Source organism: Escherichia sp. MOD1-EC7003 (genome assembly GCF_002965065.1).
Classification (GTDB): domain Bacteria; phylum Pseudomonadota; class Gammaproteobacteria; order Enterobacterales; family Enterobacteriaceae; genus Escherichia.
Window position 1 is genome coordinate 24,059 of sequence record NZ_PTRE01000134.1, and the last position, 18,309, is coordinate 42,367.

27 protein-coding genes, 1 tRNA gene and 1 pseudogene are annotated in these 18,309 nt (G+C 48.2%); 23 read left to right on the forward strand and 6 right to left on the reverse strand.

What is annotated here, in order from left to right:
- The first annotated feature begins 18 nt into the window (after nucleotides 1–18).
- The 3 genes from A7090_RS20275 to A7090_RS20290 all read left to right on the forward strand — a co-directional run bounded on the left by A7090_RS20275 (nucleotide 19) and on the right by A7090_RS20290 (nucleotide 2,743).
- Nucleotides 19–94: transfer RNA gene (locus tag A7090_RS20275), tRNA-Ile, on the forward strand.
- A gap of 286 nt (nucleotides 95–380) precedes the next feature.
- On the forward strand, nucleotides 381–1,745 hold the full coding sequence (gene dnaB / locus A7090_RS20285; protein WP_105275344.1) for a replicative DNA helicase: 1,365 nt from the start codon (nucleotides 381–383) through the stop codon (nucleotides 1,743–1,745).
- Nucleotides 1,745–2,743, forward strand: coding sequence for a hypothetical protein (locus A7090_RS20290; protein WP_042198337.1), 999 nt, complete (start codon nucleotides 1,745–1,747; stop codon nucleotides 2,741–2,743). The genes dnaB and A7090_RS20290 overlap by 1 nt, the downstream gene beginning before the upstream one ends.
- A 46-nt stretch (nucleotides 2,744–2,789) precedes the next feature.
- On the opposite strand, the gene A7090_RS20295 is transcribed toward A7090_RS20290, so the two are convergent.
- From A7090_RS20295 to A7090_RS20320, 6 genes are read right to left on the reverse strand one after another with little or no spacing between them, the layout of a single operon-like run.
- Entirely contained in the window at nucleotides 2,790–3,422 is a 633-nt protein-coding gene (locus tag A7090_RS20295) for a hypothetical protein (RefSeq protein WP_000535208.1), read from the reverse strand.
- On the reverse strand, nucleotides 3,415–4,431 hold the full coding sequence (locus A7090_RS20300) for a hypothetical protein (RefSeq protein ID WP_000212018.1): 1,017 nt from the start codon (nucleotides 4,429–4,431) through the stop codon (nucleotides 3,415–3,417). Before A7090_RS20300 ends, A7090_RS20295 begins: the two co-directional genes overlap by 8 nt.
- Nucleotide 4,432: 1 nt before the next feature.
- On the reverse strand, nucleotides 4,433–5,218 hold the full coding sequence (locus tag A7090_RS20305) for a hypothetical protein (protein ID WP_000602713.1): 786 nt from the start codon (nucleotides 5,216–5,218) through the stop codon (nucleotides 4,433–4,435).
- Entirely contained in the window at nucleotides 5,205–5,933 is a 729-nt protein-coding gene (locus A7090_RS20310) for a hypothetical protein (protein WP_000896810.1), read from the reverse strand. Before A7090_RS20310 ends, A7090_RS20305 begins: the two co-directional genes overlap by 14 nt.
- 3 nt (nucleotides 5,934–5,936) lie before the next feature.
- Nucleotides 5,937–7,154 carry a hypothetical protein gene (locus tag A7090_RS20315; protein ID WP_001141908.1) on the reverse strand — a complete coding sequence of 406 codons (1,218 nt, stop codon included), beginning with the start codon at nucleotides 7,152–7,154 and terminating at the stop codon, nucleotides 5,937–5,939.
- 9 nt (nucleotides 7,155–7,163) lie between these two features.
- Complete coding sequence (locus tag A7090_RS20320; RefSeq protein WP_000235786.1) at nucleotides 7,164–7,541, reverse strand: hypothetical protein; 378 nt, start codon at nucleotides 7,539–7,541, stop codon at nucleotides 7,164–7,166.
- 146 nt (nucleotides 7,542–7,687) lie between these two features.
- Between A7090_RS20320 and A7090_RS20325 the strand changes: the two genes are divergently transcribed.
- From A7090_RS20325 to A7090_RS20420, 20 genes and pseudogenes are all read left to right on the forward strand, one after another.
- On the forward strand, nucleotides 7,688–7,933 hold the full coding sequence (locus tag A7090_RS20325; protein ID WP_000840931.1) for a hypothetical protein: 246 nt from the start codon (nucleotides 7,688–7,690) through the stop codon (nucleotides 7,931–7,933).
- A gap of 2 nt (nucleotides 7,934–7,935) precedes the next feature.
- Complete coding sequence (locus A7090_RS20330; RefSeq protein ID WP_000943607.1) at nucleotides 7,936–8,514, forward strand: VRR-NUC domain-containing protein; 579 nt, start codon at nucleotides 7,936–7,938, stop codon at nucleotides 8,512–8,514.
- Between the two features lie 66 nt (nucleotides 8,515–8,580).
- Nucleotides 8,581–8,736, forward strand: coding sequence for a hypothetical protein (locus tag A7090_RS20335; protein ID WP_000096174.1), 156 nt, complete (start codon nucleotides 8,581–8,583; stop codon nucleotides 8,734–8,736).
- 103 nt (nucleotides 8,737–8,839) lie between these two features.
- Nucleotides 8,840–9,340 carry a hypothetical protein gene (locus A7090_RS20340; protein WP_227914977.1) on the forward strand — a complete coding sequence of 167 codons (501 nt, stop codon included), beginning with the start codon at nucleotides 8,840–8,842 and terminating at the stop codon, nucleotides 9,338–9,340.
- The gene (locus tag A7090_RS20345) at nucleotides 9,238–9,864 is read left to right on the forward strand and encodes a hypothetical protein (protein WP_076487244.1); all 627 of its coding nucleotides are present in this window, start codon (nucleotides 9,238–9,240) and stop codon (nucleotides 9,862–9,864) included. Before A7090_RS20340 ends, A7090_RS20345 begins: the two co-directional genes overlap by 103 nt.
- On the forward strand, nucleotides 9,861–10,538 hold the full coding sequence (locus tag A7090_RS20350; RefSeq protein WP_053287792.1) for a metallophosphoesterase: 678 nt from the start codon (nucleotides 9,861–9,863) through the stop codon (nucleotides 10,536–10,538). The genes A7090_RS20345 and A7090_RS20350 overlap by 4 nt, the downstream gene beginning before the upstream one ends.
- Complete coding sequence (locus A7090_RS20355; protein WP_000684845.1) at nucleotides 10,535–11,236, forward strand: hypothetical protein; 702 nt, start codon at nucleotides 10,535–10,537, stop codon at nucleotides 11,234–11,236. The genes A7090_RS20350 and A7090_RS20355 overlap by 4 nt, the downstream gene beginning before the upstream one ends.
- A 301-nt stretch (nucleotides 11,237–11,537) precedes the next feature.
- A complete protein-coding gene (locus A7090_RS20365) occupies nucleotides 11,538–12,800 on the forward strand; it encodes a hypothetical protein (protein ID WP_105275345.1) in 1,263 nt (420 codons plus the stop codon).
- 73 nt (nucleotides 12,801–12,873) lie between these two features.
- Nucleotides 12,874–13,380 carry a phosphatase domain-containing protein gene (locus tag A7090_RS20370; RefSeq protein ID WP_064638633.1) on the forward strand — a complete coding sequence of 169 codons (507 nt, stop codon included), beginning with the start codon at nucleotides 12,874–12,876 and terminating at the stop codon, nucleotides 13,378–13,380.
- 194 nt (nucleotides 13,381–13,574) lie between these two features.
- Nucleotides 13,575–14,153: a hypothetical protein gene (locus A7090_RS20375; protein ID WP_064638630.1), complete on the forward strand. Its 579-nt coding sequence runs from the start codon at nucleotides 13,575–13,577 to the stop codon at nucleotides 14,151–14,153.
- Between the two features lie 83 nt (nucleotides 14,154–14,236).
- A complete protein-coding gene (locus tag A7090_RS20380; protein WP_000158003.1) occupies nucleotides 14,237–14,440 on the forward strand; it encodes a hypothetical protein in 204 nt (67 codons plus the stop codon).
- Nucleotides 14,433–14,672, forward strand: coding sequence for a hypothetical protein (locus A7090_RS20385; RefSeq protein WP_064580158.1), 240 nt, complete (start codon nucleotides 14,433–14,435; stop codon nucleotides 14,670–14,672). Before A7090_RS20380 ends, A7090_RS20385 begins: the two co-directional genes overlap by 8 nt.
- Nucleotides 14,669–15,394, forward strand: a complete 726-nt coding sequence (locus A7090_RS20390) for an ead/Ea22-like family protein (protein ID WP_064638628.1) — start codon at nucleotides 14,669–14,671, stop codon at nucleotides 15,392–15,394. The genes A7090_RS20385 and A7090_RS20390 overlap by 4 nt, the downstream gene beginning before the upstream one ends.
- A gap of 1 nt (nucleotide 15,395) precedes the next feature.
- Nucleotides 15,396–15,605 carry a hypothetical protein gene (locus A7090_RS20395; protein WP_000951712.1) on the forward strand — a complete coding sequence of 70 codons (210 nt, stop codon included), beginning with the start codon at nucleotides 15,396–15,398 and terminating at the stop codon, nucleotides 15,603–15,605.
- Nucleotides 15,602–16,031: pseudogene (locus tag A7090_RS27370) on the forward strand (hypothetical protein); the annotation flags it as partial. The gene A7090_RS20395 and the pseudogene A7090_RS27370, both read left to right, overlap by 4 nt.
- 245 nt (nucleotides 16,032–16,276) lie before the next feature.
- Complete coding sequence (locus A7090_RS27375; RefSeq protein ID WP_233042539.1) at nucleotides 16,277–16,444, forward strand: hypothetical protein; 168 nt, start codon at nucleotides 16,277–16,279, stop codon at nucleotides 16,442–16,444.
- A gap of 82 nt (nucleotides 16,445–16,526) precedes the next feature.
- Complete coding sequence (locus tag A7090_RS20405) at nucleotides 16,527–16,760, forward strand: hypothetical protein (protein ID WP_064638623.1); 234 nt, start codon at nucleotides 16,527–16,529, stop codon at nucleotides 16,758–16,760.
- A gap of 178 nt (nucleotides 16,761–16,938) precedes the next feature.
- On the forward strand, nucleotides 16,939–17,232 hold the full coding sequence (locus A7090_RS20410) for a hypothetical protein (protein ID WP_000269004.1): 294 nt from the start codon (nucleotides 16,939–16,941) through the stop codon (nucleotides 17,230–17,232).
- A 6-nt stretch (nucleotides 17,233–17,238) separates the two neighbouring features.
- Entirely contained in the window at nucleotides 17,239–17,613 is a 375-nt protein-coding gene (locus tag A7090_RS20415) for a hypothetical protein (RefSeq protein WP_000988656.1), read from the forward strand.
- A complete protein-coding gene (locus tag A7090_RS20420) occupies nucleotides 17,595–18,254 on the forward strand; it encodes a hypothetical protein (protein WP_064638621.1) in 660 nt (219 codons plus the stop codon). The genes A7090_RS20415 and A7090_RS20420 overlap by 19 nt, the downstream gene beginning before the upstream one ends.
- Nucleotides 18,255–18,309: the final 55 nt, after the last annotated feature.

The following is an 18,309-nucleotide window of genomic DNA, read 5'->3' on the forward strand; positions in this document are numbered from 1 at the left end:
CTCAGGAAACAGTAATCCGGCCCTTTAGCTCAGTGGTTAGAGCTGGCGACTCATAATCGCACGGTCACCGGTTCAAGTCCGGTAGGGGCCACCATATTTGGTTGTAACACGGCGTCTGGCACATGCGTCGTTAGCGGTCTGGTGACGTTAAAAGGGGGGAACCTTGCCCCTAGCTCAGGCAACGAACCAGGTAGCCGGAATGTGCAAGCCACCGTTTGTTGTTTCTCGGGTAAAGGGATTCACCATCCTGGCGATTCGGTGTGACAGCCGGGAAGAGTCCGGCGCATTAATCCTGATTTTCTGGTGATGACTCATATCGTTAGGAGTGATTTGAGTATGCCGATTATATCTGACATTCAGCACGCCTGGGTGGAGTGCTAATGTCTGCATCCCCTCTTGAATCCATGCCAAATTCCCTTAGTGCAGAACAAGCTGTACTTGGTGGCTTAATGCTTGATAACTGCCGCTGGGATGAAGTTGCAGATCGTATAGTTGCTGATGATTTTTATACCAGTGCTCATCGTGAAATTTTCAGTGAGATGGAGAGGTTATTAAGTCATGGCAAACCGATTTATTTGATAACACTTGCTGAAGCACTTGAACAGAACGGTAAATTAGAACGCGCCGGTGGTTTTGCGTACCTTGCGGAGATGTCAAAGAACACGCCCAGCGCGGCAAATATTTGTGCTTATGCGGATATCGTTCGTGAACGCGCGGTTGTTCGTGAAATGATTTCCGTCGCAAATGAAATAGCCGAAGCTGGATATGCGCAGGATGGCAGGGGCAGCAATGAATTGCTGGATATGGCCGAGCGCCGCGTTTTTGAAATAGCTGAAAAACGACAAAAGAGCGGTAGTGGTCCAAAAGATATCGCCAGCATTCTCGATGCAACGGTATCTCGCATAGAAGAGTTGTTTCAGCGACCACATGATGGTGTAACGGGGCTTGATACGGGATTTACCGATCTCAATAAGAAGACGGCAGGGCTTCAGCCGTCCGATCTCATCATTGTCGCCGCCCGCCCATCTATGGGGAAGACCACGTTTGCGATGAATCTCGTCGAAAATGCCGCAGTTCGTAACGATAAGCCCGTATTGGTTTTTAGCCTTGAGATGCCGAGCCACCAGCTGATGATGCGCTCACTGGCTTCTCTTGCACGCGTTGATCAGACTCGTATTCGGACAGGGCAACTTAACGACGAGGATTGGGCGCGGGTTTCTGGCGCAATGGGTATTCTGTTGGACAAGCAGAATATTTTTATTGATGACTCAAGCGCCCTGACACCTACAGAGCTTCGTTCCCGCGCTCGTCGTGTTTATAAAGAAAATGGTGGTTTGAGCATGATTATGATCGACTACCTGCAACTTATGCGCGTCCCCGAGCTGCAAGATAACCGAACGCTGGAAATTGCCGAGATTTCTCGCTCACTGAAGGCGTTGGCGAAGGAATTACAAGTACCGGTGGTGGCATTGTCACAACTTAATCGATCGCTTGAACAGCGTGCGGACAAACGACCGGTAAATTCAGATTTACGTGAATCAGGAGCAATTGAGCAGGACGCAGACCTGATCATGTTTCTGTATCGCGACGAAGTTTATCACCCGGATAGCGAAATGAAGGGCATTGCCGAGGTAATTATCGGAAAGCAACGAAATGGCCCAATTGGCACGGTGAGATTGGCTTTTAACGGCCAATACTCACGGTTTGATAACTATGCTGGTGCTGACTGGCAAGAGGATTATTAATGCAATGGAATGAGGAAAAGCCGATGAACATCCTGATCATTGGGCGAAAATTTGAAGCTATCAGTGATGTGAAAACATATACGGAAATGTGGGCTTATAACCTGGCCTGCGCCTTTAGTGAGGCAGGGGTAACATTGCAATACCATCGTCCATATTCCCCTGGCGTCGAAAGCCCGGAGGATTATGTTGAAGCTGTGTTGACTGCTGCGACCGCATGTTCTGCGAAGGCCATTTTGGCACCAGGATTGAGGTATTTTACTACGGTACCCAGGGAAATAGGCATGCAACTGTGTCGCCGATTCTCTGGATGGGTAGCCCAGGTATATGACGGTTCTATGCTGGATTCGGCACCAGTCGATATTACTTTTACTGTCCGCGATGATACCTGGCGGTACCTGGATAATCCCGGCAGGTTAGAGCGTCATAATCGTTTTAACAAACATGTTGGATGGGCAGCGAATCAGGAGCTGTTCCATCTGGAAACCAAAACAGACGATGTTCTGCGTATTTTTGTAGACCACGCGGCATTTGATGTCAGTGGGTTTGATCACTCCTTAAGTATCCTTATGAACCTTCAGCGCCTGACCGTTCCGTATGAGGCCAGAACGTTGACCGATGACGGATTGATTACCATTGATTCGGGGAATATTTCGGTAACTCCATACAGGCGGACGCCGGTGCCAGCAACCGAATTTGCAGCTGAATTGCGTAAGAGTGACGTTTTTATCGTTACGCATCCCGAAAGCCTTGGATTAACTGTTCTTGAGGCGGCAATGTGCGGGGCGTTGGTATTAACGCCTCCCGATTGCCTTCCGCCAGATCGCCTGGCTTTGGTGAACCATATGGTTATCAAGTCGCGGATTGATTGGGATGAGGTTATTGCTCGCGTTGATCGCGTGAAAAATGCTGAAAAGGTCCAGTGTCACACCTGGTCGGCAATTGCGGAAAAGATGCTTGAGACGTTTATCACGCAGAAACCGTCGTGCGGTAACGGATAAAAAATTGAACCCGTCATAACAGAAAAGCCCGAACGCCGGGCTTTTCTTAAGCCTTGTCAACAGAGACTTGAGCGGCTTTTATGGATAGATTCCCGCTGGCCTCTATCGCCATACTTCCCCCCGCCTTCAGGGCGACATCCGCGCCTGACTTTATATCGAGATTTCCTGCGGAAGAGATGAATGCCGGACCTTGAGAAATGGCATATAACTCCCCGGCCTCGTTGAACCCGATTGTTGTTCCACTTTTCAAGTGCGTAACGGCCCAGGCTCCGCCCGCCGTCCGGACCTCCATTAGTCCGTTCCGCGACGAAATAAAGTCTTTTTTGGCGCTGGTTGATGGTTGTGCTGGTGCACCTTCGACTTCAGGCGGTACATAGCCTTCACCTTGTCCTGACGCTTCAGGCGGCACATTGGGAGCGCCACCGGATGCATCCTGTGCATAACCGATTATCAATGGCCATCGAGAATCCCCATTGTAGGGAAATTCTACCCATACTTTATCGCCGGGCAGAAATGGTGAAAACGTGTTTGCATTGGACAATATAGCTTCTGCCCACGGCAATGAGGCATCTGGTAACCCATCCATCATGCCGACAACACGTATTTGTGTACGCATCAGACCTTTAGGGTCATCGACGCTTACCACTACAGCCCGATACTTCCCTGTCAAACTACCCATTCACCACTCCTAACTGTGCACGGCTGACAAAACGAAAGCGGTCTTCGAAATGAGTCACGGACATCACTATCATTTTGTCAGGGATAGATTCATCGAGTTCTCCGTCACCTGCCGTGTTATGCACGACAATTTTCAGCGTCGTACCCGGAGTTAGCGCGGCATTTCCTTCCACCAGCATATCGAGGCGGGGGAGAATGAATTTGTTGTAGTTCGCCAGCGCGGTAGGATCGGGATTGCTCGTAAATTTAATGGGGTCTTCCTGGTTACCTGAGTAAACCACACCTTTGGTCATGTCATAACTTGCCATTCTGTAATTGTGGCGGCGCTGGTATTCATAATCGGCATTCAGGATGTTGAACTGACTAATTGTAAATCCGGATGTGTTGGGATTGGCGGACTCATAAGTAAGCGATGGAGCGGCGTTTGCCATTTTTTCCATACTTTTAAAATTGATCGTCCCCCTGGATGCCCAGCACATAGAACCGGTATCCCGGGCTATCTCCTGCAATACCTTGGTCGGTTTTTCTCCAACATTTAGGTGGTATGTGGATGTTTTTCTGAATGAGTCAGCATTTACCTTCAGACCAGGGGCAAGAGAGGAAACTACGGCTGATGGGGGCTTATCAACAAAATACTGTGCGCTGGTGGACGGAACTTTTAATAACCGCACCGGGTTACTAAACGCGTAAATCAGTACAGTATCGTCCTTGCGCGGCGCTTTAAGAACAAAGAACTCTTCCGAGAAGAGGATGCCGCCATGACCTTCCGGATCACCAAGTGAAACGGTCAGTATTGTCCCAAATTTCACCCCCAGCTTATTGACCACGTAAGCCGTTGAATCCCTGACCATGAGCATAAGCTGGGGACCAGATAGCTCCCCGGGTTCGACATAGGTACATCCTACGATCATTTCGCGAGGGATTTCGTTCTGCCCAATTGAAACAGATTGCAGGAATAGCTGAGTGCGTTTTGAATCAGTTTCCGGGGCTGTGGTGGTCTTTGTGGCCATCTCATTCCTCCAGAATTTTCGCTTTTACCGTTATGGTGCCGGTGGTTTGCTGCATATAAGCCAGGATAGGAAGCTCCGCCACTACTGTGAGGTTCAATCCAACCGCGAACAGCCTGTTGTCGGCGGTGCCGGTGGTCAGATCCTGAAATGCGATTGATTTTTGCCCTTCTATGTAACAGGTAACCGGTATCTCATAACCGCCGACATTGGCAGTGTGAGTGAAAGATGCCTGCCCGAGGCTGGCATACATTCGTAGCCAGAATGCTAATGCAGTTGTAACCATCCCAAGAGATTCCTTCTCGTCACTGGCTATCCATAGCGAATATTCCAGTGAGAAAGGGATAGTCGATACCAGGGCTTCAATCTCATCATTTTCATTGGTGACATGCCCTTCATCGTAATTATCCCGGCACAGTTCACCTTCATAAATTGAAAATGCGGGAGAACGAGACAGATTCACAAGCGGCATTGCCAGCTTATTTACCGGGCCAGCAGAGGCTGTATCTTTGCGCCCGGCGCGATCGGCTTCAAATGACGACAACCACTCCTTCACATCACTAAAAGTGCCGAGCGTTATGCGATCTCTTGGTGTGCGTTTCAGGAACTCCCGGAACGACTGGTTAATGCGATCATTAAAGCTGACAACTTGTGAGTCGAACGCTTCGTTTAAAGCCTGTGCGAGCGCCGAATCAATGCCATCAATAGTGGCAAATTCCAGCTTACCAGTTGGAGTAAGACCTTTTTTCTTAAAGATGGCCAGTAGCCATTCCTGATTATTCAGAATCACCGATGAAATTCCCTTCAAAGGCGCGTGAAGGCACGCAATAAAACAAACTGCCTACCCTGGCAGTGCCGTAATTGAATATTTTATGGATGTACCAGAAGCGGCGAATGGTTGTGCCGTCTGACAGCTGTTCCAGCCATTCGAGCATAGAACCCACTGGCACATTGACGGCAGCTAACCGAAGGATTAAAGCACTGTCGCTAATTCCCGTATTATCACTGCCGTCGTATAGCGCGTAGAAGGCGTCCATCTCATCCGGGCAGTCGAGGGCCGTTATCAGTTCTGGATCCTGATAGTCATATATGCGTTGGTTCGGTTCTATTATTTCAGGTGCCGTTTCAGGTGCATTTTTGTTTCTGTAAGGTATTGCGCGATACAGAACTGCATCGAATGAGTCAGGGTCTAGCTTGATTGCTTTGAGCCAGTCCATCCGCACAAGGTTATTAAAAACTGCATGACCTTGATAACGGTGGCGCACACCAGAATCACTAAGCAGGCCGTGATCCAGATTGGGAAGGTGATTGTCCTCCACAGGATCAACAATATTACCAACGTTAACACCATCGGTTTCGATTTCAGCATCAATATCTTCCTCTTCAATCAGTTCAGAACCTTCGCCTGGAATATCCGGATCCGATTCGGTGTCCGAGAGGTTATCACCAGTCACTTGTTGTGATGGTTCTGTGTCCTCAAACATGTCATCAAAGAAACCAGCCATCGATTATCCTTTCCGTTTACGGGCTTCGTTAATTTGTGTCTCAAGAATGCTTCGCGCCTGCGCGGTGGCAGCGGCCTTGTCCATTCCCTGACTCATGAAAAACTTTATGAGGTTGTTCGCCTGCGTTTGCAGGGCTTTTTTGAGAGCGTCGGCTTCAGCGCGAGCCTGGGCTTCCCTCACCCGCGAGGCTTTTAGTTCGGCATTCTTCCTGTTTGCCGTGGTGCGAGCTTTTTTTAACAACCGGCGAACGTTGTCCGTGGCGCTATCTTTGGCGCGTAGTTTTTTGCCTAATGCATCCTGAGATTTCAGATATAACTCATACTCACGCGCCGCTTTAGCCTGATCCGTCGTTGTTGTCCGGTTGCGCGCGAGCGATTTAGCCAGTTCGCCTTTGAAATAGGTTGTTGTCTTCCGCTTGTCATCGCCGAAGGCTACCTGTTCAGCTGCTTTTTCCAGGGCAATAATGATGGCCTTGTGCCATGTGGGAGACTGAAAACGCGTCATAGCGTGCAACACATGTTTGCAGGCTACACCAGTCAGATCAGGGTTGCGGATCTTGGGGAATGCATACTCTTTTGGCGGCGCGACAGCATAGTTACCAGCAGTGGCCATATAACGATACCAGTATTGATGGCGTCCACAATCACAGTCGAAAGATACCCGGCCCTTGCAGAGATCGGCAGCGATTCGGGCTTTTTTCGCACCGTCTTCAGCAATTTCCTCAACGGCTTTATCCCATTCCTCAAATCGAATTCTGACACGGTGATGCTGGTGGACCGACTCATCCGAGGCATTAACAGATATCAATGCAAGGTTGTGTTTTAGCCCGAGGAATGTCGCGGCTTTGATCCCTGTGCCATCAGAAACCTTGTTGTTAGCGCGTTTTATATCAATGCTGGTGGACTGCGCCACCAGCTGAGCATAGGTAATGCCGGGTACCGTGCTCTTGAATTTGGTTTTATGAGCCTGCCTTGAGGTGTTGAAACTGCGTATATCTTCGGGCGTAAAGTAGGTGCCATCTTTCTTTTTCCCAAGGCTGAGGAATGCCTCAAGTTCGCGGTTACGCATCCCCATAATCCTTGGGGTGAGTGTACGTCGCGCGTTTCGCCGATTCTGACGCTGCTGTTTACGGATAAGATCGAAGACCTTGTTAAAGTCTTTTGCACTTAATCCATCAGTCTGATAGCGACCAAGGTTGTCGCGAGCATATTCAGTTGGCATTCATTTCCCTTACGCAATGGATAATGTCCCTATTACCTGGCCGTCGTATTGGAAATGGCGAATCATTTCGCGGATCCAGGTGGCAGGTGGGAGTTTTAATTTTTTGCCAACAGTCATACCCTGAGACTCATCCTCAAGCCCGGCGGCGAGCGTCACAACCCAGCGTAGCTCTGCTATGCCCCACATACGGTAAGCCAGCAAATCCGGGCGATATTGCTCATCGGGAAGAACGTAATAAATCGTCAGATTCTTGTCGTTCGATTCACACATAAGCATCACCTCTTTGCGTAGCTCTGCCCTGAGTATTGGATCGGCTATGTTGCGGTCGTCATACCGCGACAGAGGATATTGCCGGGTGCTTTGGGTTGTAGTGATTGATGTAGCCATAGTCAGCCTGCCAGAAATAGATGATGGTGATTCTACCGCTAGTCATTTGTTGAATATTTAACTCAATAAAAGAAAATTATTAGTGCAATTTTGATTGTGAAATGTATCATTCTGCCCTTAAGTAGGTTCTTCACGAGGAAACAAAATTGGCAGAACGTGTTGATGATGCAGAGCTGAGCATGAATCAGTTAGAAGCTCTCAAAGACATGGCCATCGATAACATCAGAAAGCAGGCACAGGTCGTGAGCCAGGTATTTACAGGGAAGTGTCGTTACTGCAATGAATCGATTGAATCAGGCATTTATTGTGACGCTGAATGTGCGCAATGGCACAGGGAAGAGCAGGCCGCAAAACAGCGTAAATATGGCATGCGACCGGCAGGATTTGACTGATTATGTTGCGCTTTACTGAGGAAGAGTTTCAGGCTTTTAGTGAGCGTCGAAATAAGGGGCGGTCCAGGCCAAAAACCAAAAAGGATCCATTCTTATCGCTTGCGCCGGTAAAAGAAGTTTCTCCACATGCGAAGGCACTTGCAGCACTTGCAAAGAACCCAGACCTGCGCGACGGAAATTGCGAGCACTTCGAGCAGGTTTTCATTTTTGATTACTTCGAACGCAAGCACCCTGACATCTATGAGCTGTTGCATGCAACGCCTAACGGAGGGAAGCGTTCAAAAGCAACCGCCGGGAAAATGAAGGCTGAAGGGCAGAAAAAAGGTTATCCGGACATGAGTCTCGATAAAGCATGCGGTATTTATCACGGCATGCGAATTGAGCTTAAAGAACCAAATGGTAAAGCCCCGACGAAAGAGCAGATCGCCTGGATGCGCAGGCTTAGAGAGGAAGGCTACTACGTTGTTCTTGCGTATGGTGCAGAACAAGCGATTACCGCCATCCTGGAATACATAAGTCTTAAAAAGGGTGAGGCTATTGAGCATGTATTGAACGGCGATAAGTGGTTGCATGCTGCTTAAAATAATAAATTAATTAGTGCATGTACGCTCTTTGTGGTAGTGCACTTTAACATCGGGAGAATAATCGTGTCATCCAAGGTTAATTATGAGTCGCTGGCATCGGTCATGCCGCGTAATGAACAGGAAACAGATGCTGTAGTGGACCCTGTAATCGCTGAAATGAATGCTCGCCTGGAGGCTGAATTTGCAGCTGAGAATGAACATACCACCCAGGGCGACTAGGACTGTTTTTTGTGTCGGTAGCGGTCCGTCACTCACTCGTGAGGACTGTGCTGCTATAGAAAAAACTGGCTGTTCAATCATCGCGGTTAACAATTCCTGGCAGATGTTCGATGACATTTATGCCTTATACGCCGGTGATTTGTCATGGTGGAAGCAATACGGATCCACCATACCGGGAGGGAAATTCCGCAAAGTGACAGCCAACCTGGCGGCGGCGAAATCATTTTCGTTGGAGTACAGGCGATATTGTGGACCGGCGGAAGGGGTAAATAGCGGCGCGCAGGCTATCAGTCTGGCTGCTGAATCAGGGGCTGAAGTAGTGGTATTAGTCGGCTATGACTGTTCTCTGCAAAACGGCCTTCATTGGCATGGCGCGCACCCTCAAGCACTACGGAATCCAACGCAGGTGTCTATTTCAAAATGGCAACAGCAGTTCCTGGATACCCGCAAAAAACACGCAGATTTACATATTTTGAATGCAAGTAGGAGCAGTGCAATTCAATGTTTCCCAAGAATAAATTTAGAGGCAGTGATCGCGTTATTATCGTCGGCAGTGGCCCAAGCGCCGCAAGCTTTGTTGCGCCGCGTGGAGTGCCGATTATAGCGGTCAATGGGGCCATCGACTGGCTGAACCGCGCTTCTTATTTTTTCACACTTGATCCATCGCCAGACAATATGCGGCGCGTTGGTCGTGGCCGCCGTCGCCGTGGTGTTTGTTATTGCATGGCACTACCCGATGTTAAAGAACGTGAAGTCAGAGACGGCGTTCTGTGCTTCCGTCGTGTGGCTGAACGCGGCATGGAGCCAAAAAATACGAATTCTCCCGAGTGGTGGGCGTGGCGCTGGTCCGCACATTTCGGCCTTTGCGAAGATGAGAATGAAATTGCCAGCGGTAATAGTGCATATGGTGCTCTGAACCTGGCTTTCCATATCGGATTCAAACATGTCGCCCTGGTGGGCGTTGACGCTACACAAGAACCACGCGTTCATTCCGGCGGCACGCCAAAAAATCTAAGTCACCTGCCTTTGTTATTCCAGTCTGCGCGTGAACAGATTGACGTTGTTTCATGCGGGAAAATGGGAGGTATTCCGCAGATGACTCTTAAAGAATGGCTGAAGAATACATGATGGCACCCACAATTTATCACCGTATCGACGGTACCAAATACAGGAATGTCTGGGTTGTTGGTGATCTGCATGGTTGCTACACCAGACTGATGTCCGAACTCCATCGTGTGGATTTTGACCCGGCGCAGGATTTACTGATATCGGTCGGCGACCTTATCGATCGCGGTACTGAAAATGTCGAATGTCTGGAACTATTGCAGATGCCCTGGTTCAGGGCAGTGATGGGGAACCATGAGCGGTTGATGCTCGATGCGTTAAGTCCTGATGGCAACGTGAATAACTGGCTAATGAATGGTGGACAATGGTTCTTCATGTTGGACACTGATCAGGAAATATTAGCTAGGGCGCTGGTGGAGCTGGTAAGACGTCTGCCCTATATCATTGAGTTGAACACCGGGCAAGAAACTATCGTTATAGCCCATGCCGACTATCCGGATAATGAATATCAATTCGGTAAGGAGGTGCCGCTTTTCAACGTTGTCTGGGCGCGCGAGCGTATCAGTGATTCGATGGATGATATTGGTGGCGAAATTTCGGGCGCAGATCGTTTTATCTTTGGTCACACTCCGGTGAAAAGCCCGAAGACATTCTGGAATCAGCAGTATATCGACACTGGTGCCGTATTTTGCGGAAACCTGACATTGATGAAAGTGAAAGGTGATGGTGCAGCATGAAGATTGCTTTAGTTTTTCGCTCTGGTGGTGACTATAACGCTTCCGATGTGCAGTGGCTGGTTAATCAACTGCCAAAAGGCTATGAAATTATTTGCCTGACAGACCTGAAGCGTTTACATGTACCTGGCGTCAAAGTTGTCCCATTGATCAACCAGTGGCAAAAGTGCCGTGGTTGGTGGGCGAAAATAGAGTTGTTCCGACCGGATATAACCGATGATCTGTTCTATCTGGATTTGGACACGGTTATTGCCGGTGATATACGCCCAATTCTAGAGCATCCACCAACCAGCTTCACCATGCTTAGGGATTTTTACCATCCACAATATCGTGGCAGCGGTGCCCTGTGGATACCAAATAGTGTTAAAGCGCATATCTGGAGTTCATTCTGGCAAGATCCGGAAGGTTGGATTTCTCGTTGTGTCACTACTGAGTGCTGGGGTGACCAGGGGTTCTTACGAAAGGTTATGGGCGATGATACACCAGCATTTCAGGATCTGTATCCAGGATGGTTTGTAAGTTACAAGGCCGATGTTGTGGAACCTGGTTCAAAATATGCGAGCGCGCGTTACTCCAGGGGGAATGGGGCATTACCAAAAGACTGCCGAATAATCTTTTTCCACGGCAAACCGCGACCTCGCGAAGTGTCAGAGGATTGGCTTCCCCTTATCAGCTCATTTTTTGAGCGAGAATCAGAATAATATTGCTCTAATAATTCCATATTTTTAAAACGTGATGTACACTCATCACGTTTTTTATTAGAGCAATATACAAGGTGCACTATGTGGCCATTCCGACGGAAATATCACTACTGGCTGATCGCCTTTGTTACGCCGACCGGCGGTATCAGGCATGTCATCACCAGGTATCGCAACAAGAGACTCACCTTAGCCAGAATTTTACAGGCTGCCATAGGTGAGGGACTGGATACAAATTGCGTAGTCCTTCCTCCTTCATACTTAGGAAAAATGACCGAAGCACAAGCTAATACGGAACTTTGAAATGATCACTTCAGCACAAAACCAATCAATCGAAAATGTATCTATCCCTGACGTCCTGAATGCCGGTATCCCGGCCATTATCCAGAACATCCGGGCCGCGCAACGCCGCGTTAGTTGTGATGACCTCACAGCGCGTTTTTTTGATAATGCGGTTCAGTCAGCGGAGATGCTTCACGCACAGCTTATTGATGTTTATAACGCAGAAGCTGATAGCCATAACTCCCTGGTAGATGCAGCTGAAAATATGCAGTTGGATCTCGGTCTGAAGGGTAAAGAAATTGAAGAGCTTCAGCTGGAAATTGAACATTTGAAACGCCAGCAACAGGACGCGATCGACGATGCGACGCATGACGCCAACCAGCGTGCTGATAATGCCGAACGTATAAGCATTGAGCTGGAAACAAAACTCAATGAAATGACCGCGATGGTTGAACTGCGGAACTCACAGATTTCAACGCTAAAATCTCAATATAAAGAGATCATGAAACTTGATCCTTTTAACCTTGAGAAACGCTATAACAAAGCTAAAAGCGAGCGACAGGAACTGCGTAAGCAGGTCGCCGACCTTAACCAACAGCTCAAAAAAACTATTAAAGATGCAAGCGAGGCGCGCGTGGCATTTGCTAATAAAAAAGCAGAGGTTACCGCGCTGGTTAATGAGAATGCCAAATTTGCGACGCTCAAGAAGGAAATGTATGGCATTACTGAGCGCCGTTTCCCTGCAAGCAAACTTCATCCGACGTTAGGGCAAATCTCCTTCTTCCCGCGCCTCCTGGCTTATGGGATCTCATCGCCTAAAGAGTTCAATAACGAGCGTCCTTATATCGTTTCTAAGCTGGACTTTGCTTATCAGTTCTGCTGCGACATGGGCTATGCCATTGATATCCGGATCAACGAATGGTTGATGCCAAACTTCCAGCCGTTGGCCATTTTCCGCGAGTTCCAGCCGGAAGGTTGGGTAGAGTTCTTCCATGAATTGATCTGTAAAGAGATGGAAAGCCGCCGCCCGGAACTGGTCCGTCGTGTCGAGTGGGCGCAAGAGGTTATGTTGGCAGATGCAGAGCTACCGTTCGAACCGGAATTTATTGATGAACTGGCAACTAAAGGGTTGCATACCCTGTTTGATGTGGTTACCCGCCGTCATGAGCAGTTGGTTGTCGAATTGGGTTTAGAGGAAACAGCGGCAAGAAGACTTCTCGATGTTTGCTATGCACGTAGCGATGCATGGGAAAAAGAGAACGGCGGCACTATTTACGTCCGCTGATAGTTACAGTGTCACTTTTAATGCTGGTGGAGTGCGCCTACCAGCATTTTTTTTCGTCCAATGAGGAGGGCATTTGAGTATTTTCAATAAACACGCACACCAGGAACGTCCGTATATCGTCATAGTCGATATTGATGGAACAATATCAGAGGCAACTGAAGACAGACTGCATTTGCTTCCGCCACTAGGTAAAGGTGCATTAACAAAGGACTGGAACGAGTTTAATCTCGCCTGTGACACCGATACTCCCATCACTCCAGTTATTGATATGGTGCGCCAGTTATTTAACGTTTACACGGTCTGGTTTGTAACCGGGCGCTGTGAGATCGCAAGGGATAAAACACGAGTCTGGCTGCGGAAGTACGTAACAAACGGGGCTGAGCCTTTGCTATCTATGCGTCCTGCCACCGATGACAGAAATGACGGCCCAGCAAAGATTGATCTCCTTAAGAAAATTGGTCTAAGTAAAATCGCGTTCGCGCTGGAAGATAAGATTGAAGTGGCGCGTGTTTTCAGGAGGCACGGCGTGCTTACGTTAATGGTCAGGGAGTATGAAAATGCGCTTCTTCATCAACAATAATTGCTCTAATAAATCTTGATTTTTAAAACAGGGAAAGTGAAAATAAAAACATGCCGCAAGGCGCGGCATGTATCCAATCAATCACAGGAGCTGAAAATATGAACACGGCATTCAAAATCATTATGGCCGCGATCTATTTCTGGCTGTTCTCTATCACTTTTGGCGGCATCGTCGCGCATGGGTAAGGGGGATGCATGAAAGGCGAAGTGAAAGAGCGCGGCATGATTTTCAACGATGAGATGGTCCGGGCAATTCTTGGCGGGAATAAAACACAGACTCGCAGGATTGTTGAAGAAAAATTCTATGGACGGGCAGTGGCCGCAGAGTTGCTTGCTAAGCATTGTCCATATGGTCAACCGGGCGATCGTATTTGGGTTCGCGAAACCTACCGGGTACATGGCAAAGCGACGGACGTCGCAACGCTGGTTTATCGCGCAAGCGTGCGTAACTCCTGGACAGAACAAACGCACCGGGTTCCGGTCGAGGTTTGTAATAAACCAGTATCAGAAAAGTGGACGCCATCAATTCACATGCCGCGCTGGGCATCGCGCATTCTTCTGGAAATTACCGACGTGCGTGTGGAACGGCTGCGTGATATGAGCGAGGCAGATGCTAAAGCAGAAGGCGCATCTCCGGCGATGTACAAAATTACGCCGCCGGAAGCTGTTTATCGCGTTGGTTTTGGTGATATCTGGCGCAGTATTTACGGGCAGGATAACTGGCTATCTAACCCGTGGGTATGGGTAATCGAGTTTAAGCGCATTCAGGAATAAACCGTGAGTATGCATCAAATCGTCAGTTTTTCAGGTGGACGAGCATCGGCCTGTCTCGTTCATCTGTTCGAAGAGGTAGTGGCATGACAATCGTAAAAACCCATACCGGCACCGTGATCACCAAAGACGGTCCGCAGGTAAAAAAACTGCACCAAACAGAGCGGATGTGGGTCGTCGGCAAAAATGAGTTTTACCACAAAGATACCGGACGCCGCCATTTTGCAGAAAATACGCGCCGCCGACTGCTGTTAGACACCATCAAGCCTATCGAGGTGAAGCATGTTTAAACAGAACGAAAAAGCTATCGCTCAAATTGCTGATTATATCCCGCGTGCGTGCCGGGGTATGCAGTTGCAGGAAGCCAAAGCGCGCCTGGAGAAAAAAATTGCGCTCTATATTGATGACGGCTGTGATGCCGCCGTTCTTAACGCGGCGTTCGCACCAGCTCTTAACTGTCACACTCGGGAGTCTTTTTTTTCATGCATCGAAGCGCAACTCCGCAAAGGAGGCAACCAGTGAGCCAGATTGATTATCAAAAGCTTCGTGAAATCGCTGAAAAAACAAAAATTGCCGGTGAAGCACCTGTAATGCCTTTCGATCAGCGAATTAATGCGCTTAACGATTTTATGAAGCACTTTTCGCCAGATATCGCGCTGGCATTGTTGGATGAACGGGAAAGAAACCAGCAATACATCAAACGCCGCGACCAGGAGAACGAGGATATTGCGCTTACGGTTGGGAGGCTGCGCGTTGAGCTGGAAGGCAAAGACAGCAAAATAGCCAATCTTACCGCCGAACGCGATGCTCTTCGCGAAGGTGAGATAGGCGACGCCAGGCATAGCAACACACGGGCCGCAGCTGATATCTACTTCCAACTGGTCGAGGAGTGCGAAATTCCTGCTGGCGGATCTCTGGTCGAGTACGTTGACGATATGCGCGAGAAGCTGGAAGCCGCAGAGAAGCGCATTGCAGAACTGGAAGCACGGGAAATAAAACCAGCCAAAGGCGAAGTTCTTGTCGTTGTCTCTGGTTTTACTGGTTGCGGGAAAAGCGCCATTGCCGGGGAAATAGAAATTGCGATGAAAGCTATTGGTGTGCCGGTTCAATGGACTAATGGCGATGCAGAAAAGCATATGACCGGCGCTGACTGGCTGACAGCGATTGAGATGTACAAACCAACTGTGCGCATCGTGGAAGTTAATGTGCCACGCGCCGCTGGCATTCGCATCAAAGGAGAGTGATATGGCTATTGCCGCAAGTTACACCATGCATCTCTATTGTGACTGCCGCCAGTGTACGGAAGGTGTATATCCAGTGCCAGACTTCGGTGAGTATATCGGTACGTCATGGTCTGGTTGTGCAAAAGAGGCGCGCAAGGATGGCTGGCGAATAAGCAAAGACAAAACGCGTGCTTTTGCGCCCGGGCATAAAGTTTTGAGGATTAACAAATGACCACTATTACCAAAGAGCGACTGCTGACAATCAAGCAGTGGCGCGAAACATACGGACCTGGTAGCAACGTTGTACTGCCAGCAGAAGAAGCGGAAGAACTGGCACGGATTGCTCTGGCAGCGCTGGAAGCTGAACCTGTTCTGTATCAGTCCTGCACTCGCCCCACTTGGAATAGCGGTGTTCCGTGGACGGAATGGAAAGAACGTAGTCGTGAGGGCTACGAAAACGATTTGCGCTTTACAGACACGCCTGACCATGCCGGTTGGATAAACAAATGCCGAAAACTATATACCACTCCGCCAGTTCCTGTAATACAGGCTGATGTCGCGCAGGCAATTGAAAAACTCAAACGGAAATTAGTGGAATGCAATCGCTATAACTACTGCGCAGATGCAGTTAAGGGCGTTGAGTATGCCTGCCACGCTGCCATGCTTCAGGGTAGCCAACCTGTAAGCCAAACTTACAAGTTTCCAGTTAATACACCTTGCCAGGATGCGCCAGCCCATATCTGGCTGCAAACAGCTGGAGTATGGCCAGAAGATGGCGAGTTAAGCGAATTAACGTGGTGCAGCCACAATCAGCACCATGATGACACGCTATATGTTCGAGCTGACCTTGTGAATGGCAACTATCCGGTAACTCCGGATGGTTGGATAAGCTGTAGTGAGCGAATGCCCGCTCAAGATGATTGGATTTTAATTTATTCAAAGCACGGTGAGTATATGGCAGGACAGGTGCAAGGGGAATACGTGGAGTTGAGCGACGGCACTTTATCGTGGTTAGGGAACGCCTTGTTCTGGATGCTGCTACCAGAACCTCCCCAGGAGGCAGGTCAATGAGCTGGCCTGAAGCATTCGCAACGGTAGGAATTGTGATGGCGGCAGCACTGGGTTTGTATTCAATTTGTCGCTGGTGGTAACGATGGGGAAATTAACTTTTGTAGTCGAATTTGAGGATGGTAAAGAGCCACCTGTTAGCGCCAATCTTGATGTTGCTGGTGGCAGGCTTGTTTCGGTTCTATTTGGTGACTACCGAGATGACTTCTTCCAACCAGAAGAAGTTGATGTAGTGCGAGAGGCATTAAACGAGTTAAGTGTTGACAACGATGATGCTCATGCGGAAATCATCGAAAAAATGGAACTGCTAACTCACTAAATTAGAAATTATGGTGCTATCACCTACGGCAACGAGAGAAATTTTATAATGTCAAAAGTAAATGTTTTGATTTTTTCAGTAATTGTAGGTTTTGGTTTTTCTGCTGGAGTGCATATTTATATTACGTGGGGAAAAATCATCAACTACGTATGGAGTTGTTTTATTAAGTGAGGTAAGTATGTGGAGAGGTAATAGTCATGGCAAAAGCCAGATGATACTTACCGAATATCAGTTTGACCATAAAACCAATAAATCACGTTCAGTATATTTGCTTCGGCACAATAGCCGCGTAAGGAATACCGTGCTGGAGCAAAATCTGACTGTTGAAATGGATAATTACGGGGGCTTCAAGCCAACAATTTCGCTTGATGATTTTCCTCGTGGTTTAAGCGAAAGAGAAGCAATGCTGAAATTAGCAGAATGGCTACAAAGATTAAGCATTGCTATTGAAGATAACTGGTCTGAACCTTAAATTTATATGATGACACTAAAACATTTTCTTGACCGCCCATTATGGGCGGCAGCCGCAGGCTATGACTTTAATTATATGGATTGCATGTCTTATACCGCCAATGCATACGACCATTCCTTCAGTCTGCTGTTTAATTCTTTAAGAATATTGCCGCAAACAGAAGTTGGAGAGCTTCATTTATGGCTATTGGGCTTTATCGCGGCTGGAGTTGGTATTGCTGTATGGCCTTTTATTTTCTGGCTGGTGGCTGTTGTAGTGTGGTTTAAGTGCAAGACGTACCGGAAAAAGTATTTCTTAGGTGATGGAATGACTGATATTGCCAAAATGAACATTGAAAAATGGACTAAGGAATGTGAAAAGAAATGGCGCAAAAAGAAATGACTACTCTAACGACAGCATACTTACAGCAATTGGTATTTTTTGCAGGCGAGGCTACTTGTCATCCTGACGCAAACTATTTATTGGAATTTGAGAGGTTAGCGTCACCCGGTATCGTTCTGGAACTGGCCCAACAGGTGCTGGCCTTAAGACAAAAAGAGCAACATGAAAGTAATACGTGTAGATTGAACTTTGAGCAGTGGCTGGAACAGCAACGCGGAAAAATCGATGTGGACTGTGGTTGTGTGTCTACTGAAACATTCATGCACTGGCTGCGGGTAGCTTACGAGGCTGGCAACTATCCGGATATTCCGGATAGTTCGGTGCCAGGGCCAGGAAAGGGCGTCACCGGTGAACGTATCCGCATTAAGCCGCATGTTTATCGCGAACTGGTTAACCGTCTCCACGATACAGCGATCAAGTGTGCTGGCACCCAGCAATTACGAGAAAGAATTAGCCGTGTTTTGGGCGACGTTATTAAGCCAGACCATCATAAACAAGCCGAGAAAAGTGGCCTGGAAAGGTGTCACCTTGAGGCGGCATTAAACATTAACCCGGGGCATACGCTTGGCATTATTGATGCACTATTGGTTCATAAGATGGCCAGGGCTTTATTGCCGCTGGTAGGGGGCAATGACAACTAGGAAAAAATCGCATTACTGGTGGCAAAGCCATAACTACTGATACAATATTTCTAGG

Coding starts and splice junctions, on each gene's coding strand:
- A7090_RS20340 (WP_227914977.1), top strand. CDS start 8,840: ATGTTCGATGACATTTATGCCTTATACGCCGGTGATTTGTCATGGTGG.
- A7090_RS20345 (WP_076487244.1), top strand. CDS start 9,238: ATGTTTCCCAAGAATAAATTTAGAGGCAGTGATCGCGTTATTATCGTC.
- A7090_RS20380 (WP_000158003.1), top strand. CDS start 14,237: ATGACAATCGTAAAAACCCATACCGGCACCGTGATCACCAAAGACGGT.
- A7090_RS20315 (WP_001141908.1), bottom strand. CDS start 7,154: ATGCCAACTGAATATGCTCGCGACAACCTTGGTCGCTATCAGACTGAT.
- A7090_RS20350 (WP_053287792.1), top strand. CDS start 9,861: ATGATGGCACCCACAATTTATCACCGTATCGACGGTACCAAATACAGG.
- A7090_RS20385 (WP_064580158.1), top strand. CDS start 14,433: ATGTTTAAACAGAACGAAAAAGCTATCGCTCAAATTGCTGATTATATC.
- A7090_RS20295 (WP_000535208.1), bottom strand. CDS start 3,422: ATGGGTAGTTTGACAGGGAAGTATCGGGCTGTAGTGGTAAGCGTCGAT.
- A7090_RS20290 (WP_042198337.1), top strand. CDS start 1,745: ATGCAATGGAATGAGGAAAAGCCGATGAACATCCTGATCATTGGGCGA.
- A7090_RS20320 (WP_000235786.1), bottom strand. CDS start 7,541: ATGGCTACATCAATCACTACAACCCAAAGCACCCGGCAATATCCTCTG.
- A7090_RS20415 (WP_000988656.1), top strand. CDS start 17,239: ATGATGACACTAAAACATTTTCTTGACCGCCCATTATGGGCGGCAGCC.
- A7090_RS20310 (WP_000896810.1), bottom strand. CDS start 5,933: ATGGCTGGTTTCTTTGATGACATGTTTGAGGACACAGAACCATCACAA.
- A7090_RS27375 (WP_233042539.1), top strand. CDS start 16,277: ATGCCCGCTCAAGATGATTGGATTTTAATTTATTCAAAGCACGGTGAG.
- A7090_RS20395 (WP_000951712.1), top strand. CDS start 15,396: ATGGCTATTGCCGCAAGTTACACCATGCATCTCTATTGTGACTGCCGC.
- A7090_RS20375 (WP_064638630.1), top strand. CDS start 13,575: ATGAAAGGCGAAGTGAAAGAGCGCGGCATGATTTTCAACGATGAGATG.
- A7090_RS20355 (WP_000684845.1), top strand. CDS start 10,535: ATGAAGATTGCTTTAGTTTTTCGCTCTGGTGGTGACTATAACGCTTCC.
- dnaB (WP_105275344.1), top strand. CDS start 381: ATGTCTGCATCCCCTCTTGAATCCATGCCAAATTCCCTTAGTGCAGAA.
- A7090_RS20365 (WP_105275345.1), top strand. CDS start 11,538: ATGATCACTTCAGCACAAAACCAATCAATCGAAAATGTATCTATCCCT.
- A7090_RS20300 (WP_000212018.1), bottom strand. CDS start 4,431: ATGGCCACAAAGACCACCACAGCCCCGGAAACTGATTCAAAACGCACT.
- A7090_RS20420 (WP_064638621.1), top strand. CDS start 17,595: ATGGCGCAAAAAGAAATGACTACTCTAACGACAGCATACTTACAGCAA.
- A7090_RS20330 (WP_000943607.1), top strand. CDS start 7,936: ATGTTGCGCTTTACTGAGGAAGAGTTTCAGGCTTTTAGTGAGCGTCGA.
- A7090_RS20405 (WP_064638623.1), top strand. CDS start 16,527: ATGGGGAAATTAACTTTTGTAGTCGAATTTGAGGATGGTAAAGAGCCA.
- A7090_RS20410 (WP_000269004.1), top strand. CDS start 16,939: ATGTGGAGAGGTAATAGTCATGGCAAAAGCCAGATGATACTTACCGAA.